Below are 15008 nucleotides of genomic sequence, written 5' to 3'. Positions count from 1 at the left end.
CTTTGGTTCGGGCGGGTGGTGTGGGGGGCCTGGGGGCGGACTTGGTCCGGGTGGGTGGTGCGGAGGGTTTGAGCGGCGTCTTCGTCCGGGAGGACGGCGGCGCGGGGGTGTGAGGGGTGGCCTTCGGTGTTCGCCCGGTCGTCGGGGTGGCGGCGGCGCTCCGGGGACGCGACGTCGTCGGCTTCGGCCGCGGAGCGGTCCCGGACCGCGAGGGCGCCGCGGAGGCGGGGGGCACCGCTCCGGGCGGCCGCACGGCCGTCGGGGTGGTGGTGGCCCGGGGACCTGATGGCGTCGGTTCCCGTCGCGGGGCCGTTCCGGACCGCGAAGGCGCCGGAGAGGCAGGGGGTATCGCTCCTCCGGGCGTCCGCGCGGCCGTCGGGGCGGCGGTGCTCCGGGGACGTGACGGCCGCTCACTCGGCGGCGCCGGCGGCCGGGGGCCGACCGGCGTCGTCGGGGCAGGACCCGTCGTGCGGGACGGCCGCGGCCGCGCCGTGCTCGACGTCTCGGGCGTCGACGTCAGGGACGGCAGCGGCGCCAGCGTCGGCAGGGAGAGGTCGGCCGAGGCCGACGGCGACGGTTCCGGCGTGCCGCCGTCCTGCGTCACCCACGCCCACACACCGACGCCGCTGAGGACGAGCACGGCGGCGCCGCCCGCGATCCACGGGGCCCTTCGGGGCGGGCGTCGGTGACGGCTCATAGTCCTCACCGTCTCCCGCCCGCCGACAGGGCGCTCGCTGGAGCGGCCGGCCGTTGCGCCTCCCGGGCCGCACCCGGCCGTGTTCGTCGGTGGGATCTGTCCGAAAGCCGCCCCCCGTGGGGATGCCCCCTCCCACCACGGGTATGTCTCGTCCACTCGCGTGTGCGAAGGCCTGGGGGGAGCTGGCACGGTGACACGGTGCCGTCCGGGAACCGGTGGACAGGAGTCGAGGAGGGCTCGGCGGCGGAGGGCGGTGCGCCTGCTGAGGGCCCAGGGGACGTACGGACCCGAGTTGCGCGAGGTGCTGCCCGCACTGATCGGGACGGTCCTCACGGCGTGCGGCGCGTTCACCGGCCTCGTCGTGGCCTACCGCTTCCACGGCCCGGTGGCCCTGCCGGCCGTGTTCGCCCCCGCGGCGGTCGTCGTGGCGGTGGTCGTCGGCCGGCGTCGGCCCCTGGCCCGGCGCCGTCGCGGGTACTACACGCCGCAGGAGATCGCGGAGTTGGACGTCGACGGCCTCGCGCTGGCGGTGTGCCGCATGCTCCGCCGGGACGGCTGGACCGTACGGCGGGCCGCCGACGACGGCGTCCGGCCGCGGGTGCGGGCCCGCCGCGACCGCGGGCACCGGCTGGAGGTCGCGTTCCGTCCCGTCGCCGAGCCGCTCCCGGACGAGGACCCGCCGCTCACCCGGGCACCCCGCGGCGACCGCCCGCCGCGGCTCCTGCTGGTCGTGCACCGCGGCACGTTCACCCCCCGCGACGTCCGGTGGGCACGGGCGAGCGGGGACACCCGCCTGATGGACGGCACCCTGCTGAGACGGTGGGCGTACGGAACCCCCTTGCACCGGCTGATCGACCTCCGGTGAGCCGTAGACATACGTCCGACCGCCTGTACGACGAACTGGGGAGCGACAGTGCCCGCACGAGGTCTCCACCGGCCTCCCGCGACACTGCCGACACGGTGGCACCACGGGTCACGGCCGAGGACCGCGGCGGCACGGGCCGCCGCCGCGGAGTTCGACGGAATCTCCTCCTCGCCGGCCGATACCCCGCATAGCGTGCGGGGACCCGAACCGACCCCCACCCTCGTGCGGTCCGTGGACGTCGGGCCCCGGCCGCCCAGGAGTTCGAGATGTCCTACGACAGCTCCGCGTCACACCCCGTGCGCCGGCAGAACGGACGGGCCCCCTCGGGCACCTCGCACCTGTCGGCGCACGCCGGCCACCACCGCGCGCTGCGGGTCCTGCGCCGCGCCTGCCGATGGCAGCGCAGGGTGGCCGCACTCGCCGCCCTCGGGTATTTCACCGTCTTCCTGGCCCTCACCGTCGAGGCCCCCTCCCTGATGTCGCGCCGCGCCCTGGGCGGTCTGCCCACGGGCCTGCTGCTCGCCCTGGTACAGGTTCCGGTCACCTGGCTGGCCGTGAGCCTGTTCGAGTACACGGCGCGACGGTACGTCGATCCCCTGGCCCGCAGAGTCGGCCGGTACGGAGGCCCGGACGACGGCGACGGGAAGCCGCGGGGATGACGCACCTCGGCGGCTCCGCGCAGTCCTGGTCCCTCGTCGCCTTCTGCAGTGTCGTCACCGTCACGCTGCTGCTGTGCGTGGTGACCGGCCCCGACCGCGACGACCTGGAGGAGTTCTACACCGGCTACCGTTCGCTGTCCCCGATGCGCAACGGCCTGGCCGTCGCCGGCGACTACGTCTCCGCGGCGACGGTGCTCACCATCGGCGGTGTCATCGCGCTGTGCGGTTACGACGGTGTCGTGCTGGCCCTCAGCACCCTGCTGTCCCTGCTGTTGATGATGGTCCTGCTCGCCGAGCCCCTGCACAACACGGGCCGCTTCACCATGGGCGACGCACTGGGCCGGCGCATGACGGGGCGGACCGTGCGCGTCACCGCCTGCGCGGTGACCGTGCTGTCGCTGGTCCCCACGATGATCGTGCAACTGGCGGGCGTGGGGCAGCTGTTGGCGTTCATCCTGGGCTTCTCCGGCAGCGTCCTGAAGACGGGCTGCATCGTCGGGGCGGGAACGCTGATGATCAGTTACGCGGCCCTGGGCGGGATGAAGGGCACCGCCCTGATCCAGATCCTCAAGACGGTGATCCTCCTGGGCTCCGGGCTCGTGGTCGCCGTGCTCGTCCTGCACACCTTCGGCTGGCACCCCGGAGCGATGGTCGACACGGCCGCGCGGCGCAGCGGGGCGGGTGAGGCCTTCCTGCGGTACGGACTGCAGTTCGCGGACGGACCGCATCCGGGACTCGACATGATCAGCACCCAGGTCGCCATCGTGCTGGGCGGGGCCTGCCTGCCGCACGTCACCATGCGCATGTACACCGCGGGCAGCGCCCGGCAGGTGCGGCGCACCATGTCCTGGGCGGTGTCGGCGGTCGCCCTGTTCATGCTGGTGATCACCGTCATCGGCATCGGCGCCACGGCGCTCGTCGGCCGGCAGCGGATCACCGCCGCCGACCCGCGCGGCAGCACCGCCTACCTGCTGGGCGCCCGGGCCGCGTTCGGCCCCGAGGTGTCCCGCACGGAGAGCCTGCTGTTCAGCACGGTCACGACGGCGGTCTTCCTCACCCTCCTGGCGTCGGTGGCCGGAATGACGCTCGCCTGCGCCAACTCGCTGGCGCACGACGTCGCGGCCTCCCGCCGCAAGGGCATGGCGCCGCCGCGCGAGATGGCCCTGGCCCGCGTCTCGGCGCTGATCGTCGGCGTACCGGTGGTGCTGCTGGCGGCGCTCGCCCAGCACCGCAGCCTGCAGCCCCTCGCGACGCTGTCCTTCTGCACGGGCGCCTCGGCCATCGCCCCGGCCCTGGTCTACTCGCTGTTCTGGCGCCGTTTCAGCCGCACCGGCCTGCTGTGCACCCTGATCGGCGGTTCGGCCACCGTCCTGGTGCTCATGTCGGGCACCCGGCTGGTCTCGGGTTCACCGACCTCGGCCTTCCCGGAGGCCGACTTCGACTGGTTCCCGTTCACGACGACCGCCCTGGTGTCGGTGCCGCTGGGCTTCGCGTTCGGCTGGCTGGGCACGGTCCTGGGCGGACGCCGCGGCGCGCAGCGCGAACGCGCCCGGTACGCGGCCGTCGAGCAGCGCATCCTCGCCGGACCGTCCCGACACCGGCCGGCGTGGAGCCCGGACGACTAGGGCCTGTGTGAGGCCGCGTTCGCCCTGACCACGGGACGGGCCGCGGCCAGTCCGCGGTTCGTCCCCGCGTCCGCACGGCGCGGGTTCGTCATCTCGTCGGCCATACCCGGCGAACGTCACGTCGTACCGGAGAAGAAGGACCGGGCCGCCGACCGGAGGAAGGAAGGCAGCTGGGGCAAGCGGCCCGTCGCACCGCCCTGCGCACGCAAACCGCCGAGTTCGACGCCGACGGCAACCTCACCGCGGCCATCTCCCCGCAGACCAAGGCACGCACCACCTACACCTACGACGCCGACGGCAACATGACCGACCCGGCCGGGTCCCGGACCGCCACGGCCCTGCGCACCGGGCAGCGGCCGCCCGCGGTGGCCGGGCGGTCCGTTGCCGGGCCCCGTGGGGCGGGCGGTCCTGCGACCCCGGCCCCGGACACTCTCAACGCGTGTCCGTCAGACCGCCGGTGACGGCGATGACCTCGCCGACCGTGAAGCTGGAGTCCGCGTCGGAGGCCAGGTACACGTAGGCGGGAGCCACTTCCTCGGGTTGGGCGACGCGTCCCATGGGGGAGGAGCTGCCCAGGTGGGTGAGGTAGTCGTCGGGGAAGCGCTGCCCCGAGAGGTTGAGCACCGTCCACGTGGGGCCGGGGGAGACGACGTTCGCGCGGACCCCTCGCTGCGCCAGGTGCGAGGCGATGGACTTGGTGAAGGCGACCACGGCGGCCTTCGAGGCGGCGTAGTCCATCATCATCGCGCTGCCCTTGAGCGCTTCCTCGGACGCGGTCGCGATGACGGCGTCGCCGTGGGAGAGGTGCGGCAGGGCGGCCATCACCAGGTGGAAGTAGGCGTAGACGTTGGTCTTGAAAACCCGGTCGAAATCCTCGGCGGTCAGGTCGGACAGGCTGTTCTGGCTGTTGAGGTAGGCGGCGTTGCTCACCAGGACGTTCAGGCCGCCCAGCTCGGCGACGGTCCGCTCGACGACGTCGGAGCAGAACGACGCGTCGCACAGGTCGCCCGGCAGGAGCAGGCAGGACCGGCCCTCCTTCTCCACCGCCTCGCGCGTCTCGTCGGCGTCGCGCTGTTCCTCGGGGAGGTGGACGATGGCCACGTCCGCTCCTTCGCGCGCGTACAGGACGGCGACCGAACGGCCGATCCCGGAGTCGCCCCCGGTGATCAGCGCGACCTTCCCGGCGAGCTTCCCGGAGCCCCGGTAGTTCGGCGCTAGATAACGCGGACGGACCTCCATCCGCGCTTCGAGACCGGGCCGCTGCTGACGCTGGAAGCGGTACGGCGGGGCGATCTCCGCCTCCTCCTGGGGCATCGCCGGACGGTCGAGCGGGCCACGGTCCGTCTCGTTGCTCACCACAGTCACTGACCTCCACGTGTTCGTGCGGCTTCCGGCGCCGCCTGCGGGCGGCGCTCACCCTCGCCTGTCCGGACCGTGGACGCTCAAACGGCCCGGGGGCCGCCTACGGCGGGCCGGGAAGCCGCACCGTGACGAGGAGACCGCCGGCGCGCACGCGGTCCGTTCCGCGCCGGAGGGGTTCGACGAGGGTCGGCACCAGGTCCGGTGGCGGCGGAGGAGCCGTGTTCTCGACCCGCACCACACTCACGTCGCCCTGCGCCGCCCCGCACCCGGGCCACGGTGACCGTGGCCCGGGTGCGGGGCGGCTCGGGGACGCGGACGGCGGCGGCGCCGGCTTCCTCAGGGAGCGATGGGCAGCTGGCGCTTGTGCTCGGTGAGGCGGTAGCGCGCGACGATCTTCTCGAAGACCGCGTCGTCCACCGGCTTGCCCTCCAGGAAGTCGTCGATGTCGTCGTAGGTGACTCCGAGGGCGTCCTCGTCGGCCTTGCCCGGGGCGAGGGTCTCCAGGTCGGCCGTCGGCGTCTTCCACACCAGCTCGGCGGGTGCGCCCAGCGCGTCGGCGACGGCGCGCACCCGGCGCTTGGTCAGGCCCGTCAGCGGGACCAGGTCGGCGGCGCCGTCGCCGAACTTCGTGAAGAACCCGGAGACCGCCTCCGCGGCGTGGTCGGTGCCGACGACCAGGCCGTCGTGCGCCCCCGCCACCGCGTACTGGGCGATCATGCGCTGCCGGGCCTTGATGTTGCCCAGGACGAAGTCCTGGTGGTGGGCGTCGCGGAAGGCGACGTCGGCGGCGACCGCGGCCGCCAGCGCGGCGTCGCTGGCGGGCTTGATGTCGACGGTCAGCACGTGGTCGGCCTGGATGAAGGAGAGCGCGAGCTGGGCGTCGTGCTCGTCGGCCTGGGTCCCGTAGGGCAGCCGCATCGCGTAGAAACGCGCTTCGTGACCGGCGGCGCGGGCCCGCTCGACGGCGAGCTGGCACAGGCGGCCGGCGACCGTGGAGTCGACCCCGCCGCTGATGCCGAGCACGAGGGACCGCAGGCCGGTGGAGGTCAGCCGCTCGGCGAGGAAGGCCACCCGGCGTTCGATCTCCCGCTCGGCGTCGAAGTTCTCCACCACGTGGAGTTCCCGGGCGATTTCCTGCTGCTGGGCGATGGACGCCGGCTCGCTCACGTCTGCTCCTGATCTGGTTCGCGATGTGCTGCCGTTCTCAGCCTACCCAGCCCGGAGGCCTTCACCGGGGCGGGATCCGCGTCGGCCGCCCGTCCCTCCGAGCACGGCGGCGTCACGGGCGGCACCGGGGCCGGAAGCTCCCGTCCCAGGCGTACGAGGGAGGAGAACGACCGCGACCGGGGACGGCATGACGACCGGGTACGGCATCACGACCGGGGACGGCATCATGCCCGTGGCCGTCGCCAGGAGGCTCGTGCGCAGCCCCCCACTCGGCCGCGAGGAAGCCGCCGAGCAGGGAACCGGGCGGGGCGGTTGTCGACTCCCCACGCTCGGCTGCGCTCGCGCGGGGGACCCCCACCGCGTCGACGCCCTCCTCCGCCTTGCCGCTGCGCGCACCACGCCCCGCTCGGGTCGGTCGAAAGGCGTCGCTTCTCTCAGCCGCCCTGGCCCGAACGGCAGGTCCTAACCGTCGGCGGCCCCGGCGCAGAAGACCGGCACCGTCAGTTCGGGGTCGCCGAACTCCGCGCGCAGGGCCTGGAAGGCCGTGACCTTCTCCTCGCCGAAGCGGCGCACCTGGGAGGCGTACTCGTCGGCGGTCAGGAACACCGTGGGCCTGGACTTGCTGTGGAACTTGTCCGCGTACATGACCAGCCGCTCCTCGTCCGTCACCGCCAGGTAGTCGGCGACGGGCAGGGGGAGCCCCTGCTTCAGGACGTCCTCCTTCGTGACCCCCACTCCCGTGTGGTGGGAGCAGAAGCGGCACAGCGTCTCCGGGAAGCCCTCCTTCTCCAGGATCTCGTGGCCGAGCAGCCCGTGCCGGATGTAGGCGCCGTGGTCCAGCCGCCCGTCGTCCCCGTAGAGGCGGTAGACGCCGATGTCGTGCAGCAGACAGCCGGCGCGGACCAGTTCGGCGTCGAGATGGCCGAGGTGCGGCGCGGCGAGCAGCTGTTCGGCGATGCTCCAGACGGTCTCGCAGTGGGTGTGCACGAGCTCGAACGCCTCGGCGGTCGGCGCGTACTTCTGGTGCAGCGCACGGATCTCTTCGGTTCCCGGAATCCTCACCACGGGAGCGTAACAACGCTCGTACGGGAGGCCGGGGCCGTCCACCGCGCGGTCCGGCGGACGTCGGCCGCCTGGTCCGCGGCCCACCGCGCGAAGACGCGGGCCGGGGTACCGGTGCCCCGCCGCCTTCCCCCCGAGCGCTGTGACACTCCTGCGACACGAGTGGAACACGTTTCCCACACAACTCCCGTGCAACGACGTACTGTTGACCGAGTTCACACCCAAGACGGGTGTTGACGGTTTCATACAAGGGGGTTCAGGTGTCCCATCACCTGTGCACGAACAGCCACGCCCGGCGCATCCGCCGCACCACCACGGCGGCGGCCGTCGCGGCCGTCCTCGCCGCGGGGCTGACGACCGCACTGCCGGCCACGGCACACGCGGCGGAGGCGGCCGAGGTCCTCGTACCCGCGCCCGACGCCTACGGCGAGGGGACGGAGACGGTCCTGGCGACCGGCGCCCAGGGCGTGCTGCACCACGAGGGCGACAGGTACCTCTGGACGACGACGTACAACAGGACCACCAAGCCCGTCCCGGAGCTCGACGGCGTCCCGCAGGACGCCGTCGTGCGCGGTCACGACGGGTTCAACCGCGTCGTCTACACCAGGCCGCGCGCGGACGGCGGCACGGACGTCGTGCGGATCGGCATCGAGGACCCGGCCAACACCAGCACCCTCAGGGTGCCCGCCGGGTACCTCAACCCGCGCATCGGCAACGGCTGGGTGCTGGCCACCGTCGACCGGGGGGACGGCACGTACCAGTTGCGCGTCGCGCGCGGCGGCGACCCGGCGAGCGACCCCGTGGTACAGCTGCCCGCCGGAGCCACCACCGGCGCCGAGCCGATGCTCCTCGGCGCCTACTACAACCAGCTGCTCATCGGCTACCGCACCGCCGACGGCACCCAGGGCTACGGCATCCTCACCGCGTACAACGGCAGAGTCGTCCCGCTGCCCGTGACCGGCGAGGCGAGCAGCTTCCGGATCACCCAGACGACCGTCAGCTGGTTCTCCCGCGAAGGAACCCCGGGCGTGCGGGTCATGCCCCTCGGCAGCACCGCCGCCCCGCGGATCGTGCCACTCGCCACGCGGACCCCCGACAGCGAGGTCACCTCCTTCGTGGTGGGCGACAACGTCCTGTGGTACGAGGACGACGGCGGTCCACTGCACCTCACCCCGTTCGCCGGAGCGGAGACCGAGCGGACCCTGCTCGGCGACGTGGAGCAGGCGTTCCTGCGCGCCGAGGGCACCGGCTCGCTGGTCGTGCTCGGCAAGGACGCCGACGGCGAGCGCGCCGTGCACCACTTCGCCGTGGACGGCTCGGGGCTCGTCTTCGACCTCCTCCTGCGACAGGTGCCCCGGGTCAAGACGGCGGACGGCGCGATCACGGCGCTGAGCCTCGACCGGGGGAGACTGCGGTACGTCACCTCCCTCACCGGCACCCGGACGCTGCACGGCAAGGACGTCGGCACCGGTCTCGACCCGGCGGACGGCGCGGCGCTCGCCGACTTCCCGGGCCTCGAGCCCGGCCGCTTCGCCGACGGTACCGACGAGGGGCTGGCCCGGCTGACCGCCGACCCGGACACGGGCACCGACGTCCTGGTGACCGGCGACGACCCGGAACACCCGGCGGACAGCGTTCCGCTGCCGGGCACGGGCGGCCGCATCCTGGACACGGCACCGGAGTTCGTGCTCTACGAGGCGGGCGGACGGCAGTACGTCGTGGACACGTCCCGCGACCGCGTCGTCCGCGAACAGCCCGCGCAGGCCGCCGCACTGGACCGCAAGAGGCTGTTCAAGCCGGCGCCCAACCGGCCCGGCAAGGTCAAGGAGATCAACGTGCGCTCCGGCGAGCTGATCAGGACCGTCGACCTCGGCTCCGCCTGCGTGCCCGACGAACTCCAGTACAGCGGCACCCTGCTGTACTGGAGCTGCGCCTCGAAGGACGCGGCGGGCGTGCGCGACCTGGCGACCGGGCGCACCTACCCCGCCCCGGCGGCCGGCGTCCTGCTGGGCGACCGCTTCACGGCCCACCGCGACACGTCCGGCGCGTTGCGCCTGACGGCCCTGCGGACGGACGGCGGTACGGCCGACCTGGGCACCGTCACCGGGCTGAAGCAGCCCGCGGAAGGCGACGGACGCGGTTCCACCTGGACCGTCGACCCGGGCGCCGGCAAGCTGGTCTGGGTCGACGCGGACGACACCGTGCACGTCACCGCGCCGCAGCACGAGGTCTCCGCGCTGCGCGTCGCACGCACCGCCGTTCCGCGGACGTCGGCCGGGGAGTGGGCCGCCGCGTGGTGGCTCTCCAAGCCCGCGGCCTCCTGGCAGGTGACGCTCACCCGTCGCGCCACCGGCGAGGTCGTCCGCACCTGGAGGGGCGAGAGCGCCCTCAGCGCGGTCCGGGTCGACTGGGACGGCACGTCCGAGTCGGGCACCCCGGCGGCGACGGGCGGCTACACCTGGCGCCTGACCGCCGCACCGGCGGACGGCACGGGCGCGGACGCGACGGCCTCGGGCGTCGTGAAGGTCACCGGCTGATCCCGGCGCCGCACGGGCACCGGCCCCTTCCCCGAGACCACCTCGGGGAAGGGGCCGGTCGCCTACTCCGGGGGCGTGGGAGTGTCGTGGGTGCGGTACATCGCCTGCACGTCCAGCTCCAGTTGGACGGTCGGCCCGACGACCGCGATGCCGCGGGCCAGCATGGACCGCCAGTTGAGGGTGAAGTCCTCCCGGTGGAGCTCCGCCTTGGCGAGCGCGGCGCAGCGCAGCTCCTGGCCGTAACCGCCGTTCACCGTTCCGAGATAGGTCGTGTCGAGGCCGACGGAACGACTGGTGCCGTGCATCGTGAGCGTGCCGTGCAGCGTCCACTTCGAGCCGCCGCGGTAGGCGAACCGGGTGCTGGTGAAGTCGATGTACGGGTAGCGCTCGACGTCCAGGAAGTCCGCGGAACGCAGGTGGTTGTCCCGGGTGTTGTTGCCCGTGGTGAGACTGGAGGCGTCGATGCGCACCGAGACGTGCGAGTCGGCCATGTCCGGCGCGACGCGGATACCGCCCTCGAAGCGGGTGAAGCGGCCGTGGACGTGGGCCATGCCGACGTGCTTGGCGATGAAGCGGATCGCGGTGTGCGGAGGGTCGAACAGCCAGGTCCCGGCGGTCGGGAGTTCCGGCTGGCGGGCGGACTGCAGGGCGACACGCACGGGAGGCAGCGCCACTCCGGCGGTGATGTCGAGGTTCTCGCGGGCCGGCGACAGGCCCTCGGCCACCGTCATCACGCTGTAGGAGCCGGCCGGCAGCGTCGCCACGAACCAGCCGTTCGGATCCGTGGTCCCGTGTGTCGCGACGCGGTGGCTGTCCAGGGCGGTCACGGTCACTTCGGCTCCGCCCATGGGTTGTCCCAGGGGGTCGACGACCTCGAAGCCGACTCCCCCCGCACCGGGCGGCAGGGGGACCGAGAGGCTCGGTGTGGCGCCGGACGTGCCGCGGGAAAGCCGGCGTCGGAGCAGCCCGAGGGCCATGGAGTCCACCTTTCTTCACTGTGTCACCGCCGCGCGACCCGAGCCGTCCCCCCGTGTTCGCGGTCGTCAAGAATCGTCCGGACAGGGGAACGGGCGTGAGGCGACAGTTCGTTGACGATCATAAAGCCGTGAGCGCGGAAGGGTTCACTCTGGGGCCTGGAACTGGTGAAACTCCCTCCGGACTGGTCGGACGGCGTGAATCGACGCACCGACGAGGCACATCACCCCGCCCCGCTCTCCACAATTTGCAGAAGTGCTGTGGCGAAGGACACGAAGAATCCGCGACGTCCCCACACGGCCCTCGGCGCCGTCGTCGCGGTCGGACGGAACACGCCCGCTCGACCATTCGCACCACCGTGAAGCGTGTTTCCCGGTGTTCGGGGGACATGAGGCGGCATGGCGAATGTCGGAAAGCACGTGTCGGCGGACGTACCGGGCCCCGCGCTCAAGCGCGCGCTGACCACCCCGCTGCTGTACTTCTTCATCCTGGGCGACGTCCTCGGCGCCGGCGTCTACGTCCTGGTGGGGCAGGTGGCCGCCGACACCGGGGGAGCGGTGTGGGTGCCGCTCGTCGTCGCGCTGCTGCTGGCACTGCTGACCGCCGCGTCCTACGCGGAACTGGCGACGAAGTACCCGCGGGCGGGCGGAGCCTCCCACTACGCCACGCGCGCCTTCGGGCCGTTCGCCGGGTTCGTCGCGGGGTTCTGCATGCTGGCCGCCGGCATCGTCTCCGTGGCCGCACTCGCCCGGGGCTTCGGGGGCGACTACCTGTCCGCCTTCGTGACGCTTCCGGTGGGCGCCGTCGCCGTCCTGTTCCTCGCCGTGCTCGCGCTGGTCAACGCCCGCGGCATCAAGGAGTCGACCCGCGCCAACGTCGTCGCCACCCTCGTCGAGGTGGGCGGCCTGGCCGTCATCGTCGTCCTCGGCGGGTGGCTGCTGCTGCGCGGCGACGGCGACGCCGGACGGCTCCTCCGACTCGGCACACCGGAGAAGGGGGCCGCGGCGGCCGTGCTGAGCGGCTCCGTACTGGCGTACTACTCCTTCGTCGGGTTCGAGACGTCCGTGAACGTCGCCGAGGAGACCCGCGACCCACGGCGTTCCTACCCGCGCGCCCTCTTCGGCGCCCTGGCCACCGCGGGGGCCGTGTACGTACTGGTGGGCCTCGCCGCGTCCGCGGCCGTGCCGACGTCCCGGCTCGCCGGGTCGAGCGGGCCGCTGCTCGAGGTCGTCAAGGCTGCCGGAGGAGTGCCGACGCGCCTGTTCAGCGCCATCGCCCTCGTCGCCGTCGCGAACGGCGCACTGCTCACCGGCATCATGTCCTCACGGCTGGCCTACGGCATGGCCCGGGACGGCCTCCTGCCCGCCGTGCTGACCAAGGTGCTGCCCGGCCGCCGTACGCCGTGGGCCGCCATCGCGGTCACGACCCTGCTGGCGATGCTCCTCGCGCTCACCGGCAGCGTCGCCACCCTGGCGTCCACCCTGGTCCTGTTGCTCCTCGTGGTCTTCTTCATGGTCAACACGGCCGTGCTGGTCCTGCGCCGCGACCCGGGCGGCGCCGATCACTTCCGGACCCCGACCGCGCTGCCCGTGCTGGGTGCCGCGTCCTGTGTCGCGCTCGCCACGCAGATCGAGGCCGAGGTGTGGCTGCGCGGACTGGCGGTCGTCGCCGTCGGAACGGTGCTCGCCGCACTCGCAGCCGTACGGCGGACCGGCCGCGGCGACCGCGAGGGGGACACGGACGGCGCCGGTTCCGCCCGGGAGCCCGGCATGCGGTAGCCGCTTCCCCGCGACCGGTGCGCAGGCCGCACGGGCGGCCGCGGCCCGAGGGCGCCGCCGCACGGGTCGCGCAGGGCGACGGAACGCGACGGCCGGGCAGGCGTGCCGTCGGCCGGGGAAGCGGTCGAAGCGGGCAGGCGTGCCGGCGGCCGGGGGAGCGGCCGAAGAAGGAGGCGGAACAACGCCCCGGCGGGCGCCCCGCAGACCGGGGGAGGACCGGCAGGAACCCCGGGCCGCCCCACGCTCCCGGCCGCCACCGGCCCACGCTCCCGGCCGCCACCGGCCCACGCTCCTGGCCGCCGCGGCCCCGGCCCGGCCCGTCCGCGGCCGTGAGCGGTGGCGGCACGCCGTCGGCCTCCGCGGCCCCCGTCTCCGACGAGGTACCCGTCCCCGCTTCAGGAAGCGACGCCGCGCCGCTTCCGCGCGGGCCGGACGCTCGCGCGGGGCCGGGGCGCCTCCCGCCTCCCGCCCCACCACCGGGCACCCAGCGCCCAGCCGACGACCACCGTCGTCCCCGCGACGACCCCGGCCGCGATCGGCCGCTCCAGCCCGGACCCCGCCCCGGTCACCGGAGCCGCCGCGGCCACCAGCACCACCCCGGCCCCCGCACAGGCGCCGACCGCCTCGCCCCACACCCGCGCGGCCCCGCGTCCCCACCTCCACGGCCATGTCTCACTCGCCACCAGGTACGCGACCAGCAGCACCGTCGTCCCGGCCCCTTCCCACCACGCCGGATCCCCGGACGCCGCGATCACCACGACCCCGGCCGCCAGCACCGTCGTCCGGTGCCGCACCAGGACGTGCGCCCAGCGCACGGTCTCCAGCGACGGCCGCCGGTCCACCGCCGGGGCCGCCCACACCGCGAAGGCGACCGCGCAGCCGAACAGCACCGCCTCCCGCGCCCCGCCCACCGCCACCCACGGCCGCCACGCCGCCACGACGGCCGCCACCGCGAGCACCCGCACCGGTACGGTCCCGACCCGGTATCCCCCGTGCTCCCGAAGGCCCACCCGCGCACCGGGCTCCGTCATCGCTCCCGCCCCCGACTCCCGATCCGTCCCGACAGCAGCGGCGCCAACGCCAGGTCCAACGACTCGCCCACGGTGTGCTGCAGCACCGGAACCCCGCTGTCCCGCAGGGCGAACCGCATCGCGTCCCGGTCCGCGTGCCACAACCGCAGCCCCAGTTCGCCCGCCACGTCACCGGGTTCGACCTGCGGGTCACCGCTAGGGATCTCCACGACGACCGGCCGGCGCCCCCGCCCCTGAAGATCCCGCAGCACCTTCAGGACCCGTGCGTCGCTCAACGGGGTGAACACGTACACGAGGGCCCCCTCCGGCAGCGCGGGCGGCGGAACCCGCTCGAGCCCGGGCCCCTCGAACCGCCGGTCCTTGCGGACGTCGAGGACGCTCTCGACGATGCGGTAGAACGCCGCGTCCCCGGTGCCCGGCGTCAGCCATCGCGTGGTGCCTCCGGTCGAGACGACCCCCACCCGGTCGTGGGTGCGCAGATAGGCCCGGGCGAGTCCGGCCGCGGCCCGCACCGTCTCGTCCAGGGACGACACCCCGGTCACCGGATCGACGACGTCCCCGAACGCGTCGAGCAGCATCACCGTGTCGGCGGCCCGCTCGGCCGCGAACCGGTGCAGCTGCACGGCCCCGCGCCGGGTCGTCGACGGCCAGTGGATGCGCCGCTGCCGCTCCCCGGGCACCCACGGCCCCACTCCGATGACCTCGACGCCCTCTCCGCGCTGCGACGAGGCGTGCTCTCCGAGCCGCTGCGGCAGCCGCGCCGGAATCGGCGTGAACCGGGCCTGTGCGGCGTGCGGGAACACGGACACCTCGGCCGCCTCGACCCGCACGGTGCGGCGCACGGTGCCCCCGGCGTCGTACACGTCGAGGTCCACCGGGCCCAGCGACCAGCGCCCCCAGCACAGGGCGGTGTGCCGCAGCGTCACCGCGGACGGGCCGACGACGACCTCGTCCAGCCGCAGGCCCGGGCCGAGCGTGACACCGGGGTCGAGGTGCACGGCACCGCCGTCGTGGGCCACCGAGACGCGGACCGTGACGGTGTCGCCCTCGAAGCACCGACCCGGCTCGACGGTCAGCGACGTCTCGATGCGACGGGCGTACGCACGGGGCAGCGCGAGCGCGAGCAGCACCAGCGGCGCCGCCGCCGGCGCCAACAGCCACGCCCGGCCCGTGAGCAGGGCGGCGGACAGCGCGACGACGGCGACGGTCAGCAGCCGCAGCGTACGCTCGCCCGGGCGCGGCCCGCCGGG

13 protein-coding genes are annotated in these 15008 nt (G+C 74.0%); 7 read left to right on the top strand and 6 right to left on the bottom strand.

Annotated elements, in window-relative coordinates; all coding sequences use genetic code 11:
* Nucleotides 1-467 precede the first annotated feature (467 nt).
* The 5 genes from JHAT_RS34320 (at nt 468) to JHAT_RS35915 (ending at nt 4307) form a co-directional block, all read left to right on the top strand.
* The gene (locus tag JHAT_RS34320; protein ID WP_077797305.1) at nt 468-689 is read left to right on the top strand and encodes a hypothetical protein; all 222 of its coding nucleotides are present in this window, start codon (nt 468-470) and stop codon (nt 687-689) included.
* 261 nt (nt 690-950) lie between these two features.
* Nucleotides 951-1562 (top strand): hypothetical protein, encoded by a 612-nt coding sequence (locus tag JHAT_RS07760; RefSeq protein WP_077797304.1) that lies wholly within the window; start codon nt 951-953, stop codon nt 1560-1562.
* Between the two features lie 266 nt (nt 1563-1828).
* The gene (locus JHAT_RS07755; RefSeq protein WP_077797303.1) at nt 1829-2221 is read left to right on the top strand and encodes a DUF485 domain-containing protein; all 393 of its coding nucleotides are present in this window, start codon (nt 1829-1831) and stop codon (nt 2219-2221) included.
* A complete protein-coding gene (locus JHAT_RS07750; RefSeq protein WP_077797302.1) occupies nt 2218-3846 on the top strand; it encodes a cation acetate symporter in 1629 nt (542 codons plus the stop codon). Before JHAT_RS07755 ends, JHAT_RS07750 begins: the two co-directional genes overlap by 4 nt.
* Before the next feature lie 170 nt (nt 3847-4016).
* Nucleotides 4017-4307 carry an RHS repeat protein gene (locus JHAT_RS35915; protein ID WP_077797301.1) on the top strand — a complete coding sequence of 97 codons (291 nt, stop codon included), beginning with the start codon at nt 4017-4019 and terminating at the stop codon, nt 4305-4307.
* Here the strand turns inward: JHAT_RS35915 and JHAT_RS07740 are convergent.
* The 3 genes from JHAT_RS07740 to JHAT_RS07725 all read right to left on the bottom strand — a co-directional run bounded on the left by JHAT_RS07740 (nt 4279) and on the right by JHAT_RS07725 (nt 7437).
* Entirely contained in the window at nt 4279-5160 is an 882-nt protein-coding gene (locus JHAT_RS07740; RefSeq protein WP_077797439.1) for an SDR family oxidoreductase, read from the bottom strand. The two genes, JHAT_RS35915 and JHAT_RS07740, sit on opposite strands and share 29 nt — an antisense overlap.
* A 384-nt stretch (nt 5161-5544) precedes the next feature.
* Entirely contained in the window at nt 5545-6375 is an 831-nt protein-coding gene (nadE, locus tag JHAT_RS07735) for an ammonia-dependent NAD(+) synthetase (protein WP_077797300.1), read from the bottom strand.
* Between the two features lie 462 nt (nt 6376-6837).
* The gene (locus JHAT_RS07725; RefSeq protein WP_077797438.1) at nt 6838-7437 is read right to left on the bottom strand and encodes an HD domain-containing protein; all 600 of its coding nucleotides are present in this window, start codon (nt 7435-7437) and stop codon (nt 6838-6840) included.
* Nucleotides 7438-7697: 260 nt separating this feature from the next.
* Between JHAT_RS07725 and JHAT_RS07720 the strand changes: the two genes are divergently transcribed.
* Nucleotides 7698-9974, top strand: coding sequence for a FlgD immunoglobulin-like domain containing protein (locus JHAT_RS07720; RefSeq protein ID WP_077797298.1), 2277 nt, complete (start codon nt 7698-7700; stop codon nt 9972-9974).
* A gap of 62 nt (nt 9975-10036) precedes the next feature.
* Here JHAT_RS07720 and JHAT_RS07715 read toward each other — a convergent pair whose 3' ends face one another.
* Nucleotides 10037-10951 (bottom strand): YceI family protein, encoded by a 915-nt coding sequence (locus JHAT_RS07715; protein WP_077797297.1) that lies wholly within the window; start codon nt 10949-10951, stop codon nt 10037-10039.
* 396 nt (nt 10952-11347) lie between these two features.
* Between JHAT_RS07715 and JHAT_RS07710 the strand changes: the two genes are divergently transcribed.
* Nucleotides 11348-12727: an APC family permease gene (locus JHAT_RS07710; protein WP_077797296.1), complete on the top strand. Its 1380-nt coding sequence runs from the start codon at nt 11348-11350 to the stop codon at nt 12725-12727.
* 395 nt (nt 12728-13122) lie between these two features.
* Here JHAT_RS07710 and JHAT_RS07705 read toward each other — a convergent pair whose 3' ends face one another.
* Together JHAT_RS07705 and JHAT_RS07700 are read right to left on the bottom strand one after the other, a co-directional pair.
* Nucleotides 13123-13758, bottom strand: coding sequence for a hypothetical protein (locus JHAT_RS07705; RefSeq protein WP_077797295.1), 636 nt, complete (start codon nt 13756-13758; stop codon nt 13123-13125).
* On the bottom strand, nt 13755-15008 hold a 1254-nt coding region (locus JHAT_RS07700), incomplete at its 5' end, for a DUF58 domain-containing protein (protein ID WP_107481860.1). The genes JHAT_RS07700 and JHAT_RS07705, both read right to left, overlap by 4 nt.

The organism is Streptomyces sp. JHA26 (genome assembly GCF_002005565.1).
Classification (GTDB): domain Bacteria; phylum Actinomycetota; class Actinomycetes; order Streptomycetales; family Streptomycetaceae; genus Streptomyces.
The sequence above is the reverse complement of the archived record's forward strand: the minus strand, read 5'-3'. Positions and strand labels throughout refer to the sequence as shown.

What these genes read in the sequence shown, in the direction of transcription:
- JHAT_RS07755 (WP_077797303.1), top strand. Translation starts at nt 1,829, where the DNA reads ATGTCCTACGACAGCTCCGCGTCACACCCCGTGCGCCGGCAGAACGGA.
- JHAT_RS07750 (WP_077797302.1), top strand. Translation starts at nt 2,218, where the DNA reads ATGACGCACCTCGGCGGCTCCGCGCAGTCCTGGTCCCTCGTCGCCTTC.
- JHAT_RS07740 (WP_077797439.1), bottom strand. Translation starts at nt 5,160, where the DNA reads ATGCCCCAGGAGGAGGCGGAGATCGCCCCGCCGTACCGCTTCCAGCGT.
- JHAT_RS07715 (WP_077797297.1), bottom strand. Translation starts at nt 10,951, where the DNA reads ATGGCCCTCGGGCTGCTCCGACGCCGGCTTTCCCGCGGCACGTCCGGC.
- JHAT_RS07710 (WP_077797296.1), top strand. Translation starts at nt 11,348, where the DNA reads ATGGCGAATGTCGGAAAGCACGTGTCGGCGGACGTACCGGGCCCCGCG.
- JHAT_RS07705 (WP_077797295.1), bottom strand. Translation starts at nt 13,758, where the DNA reads ATGACGGAGCCCGGTGCGCGGGTGGGCCTTCGGGAGCACGGGGGATAC.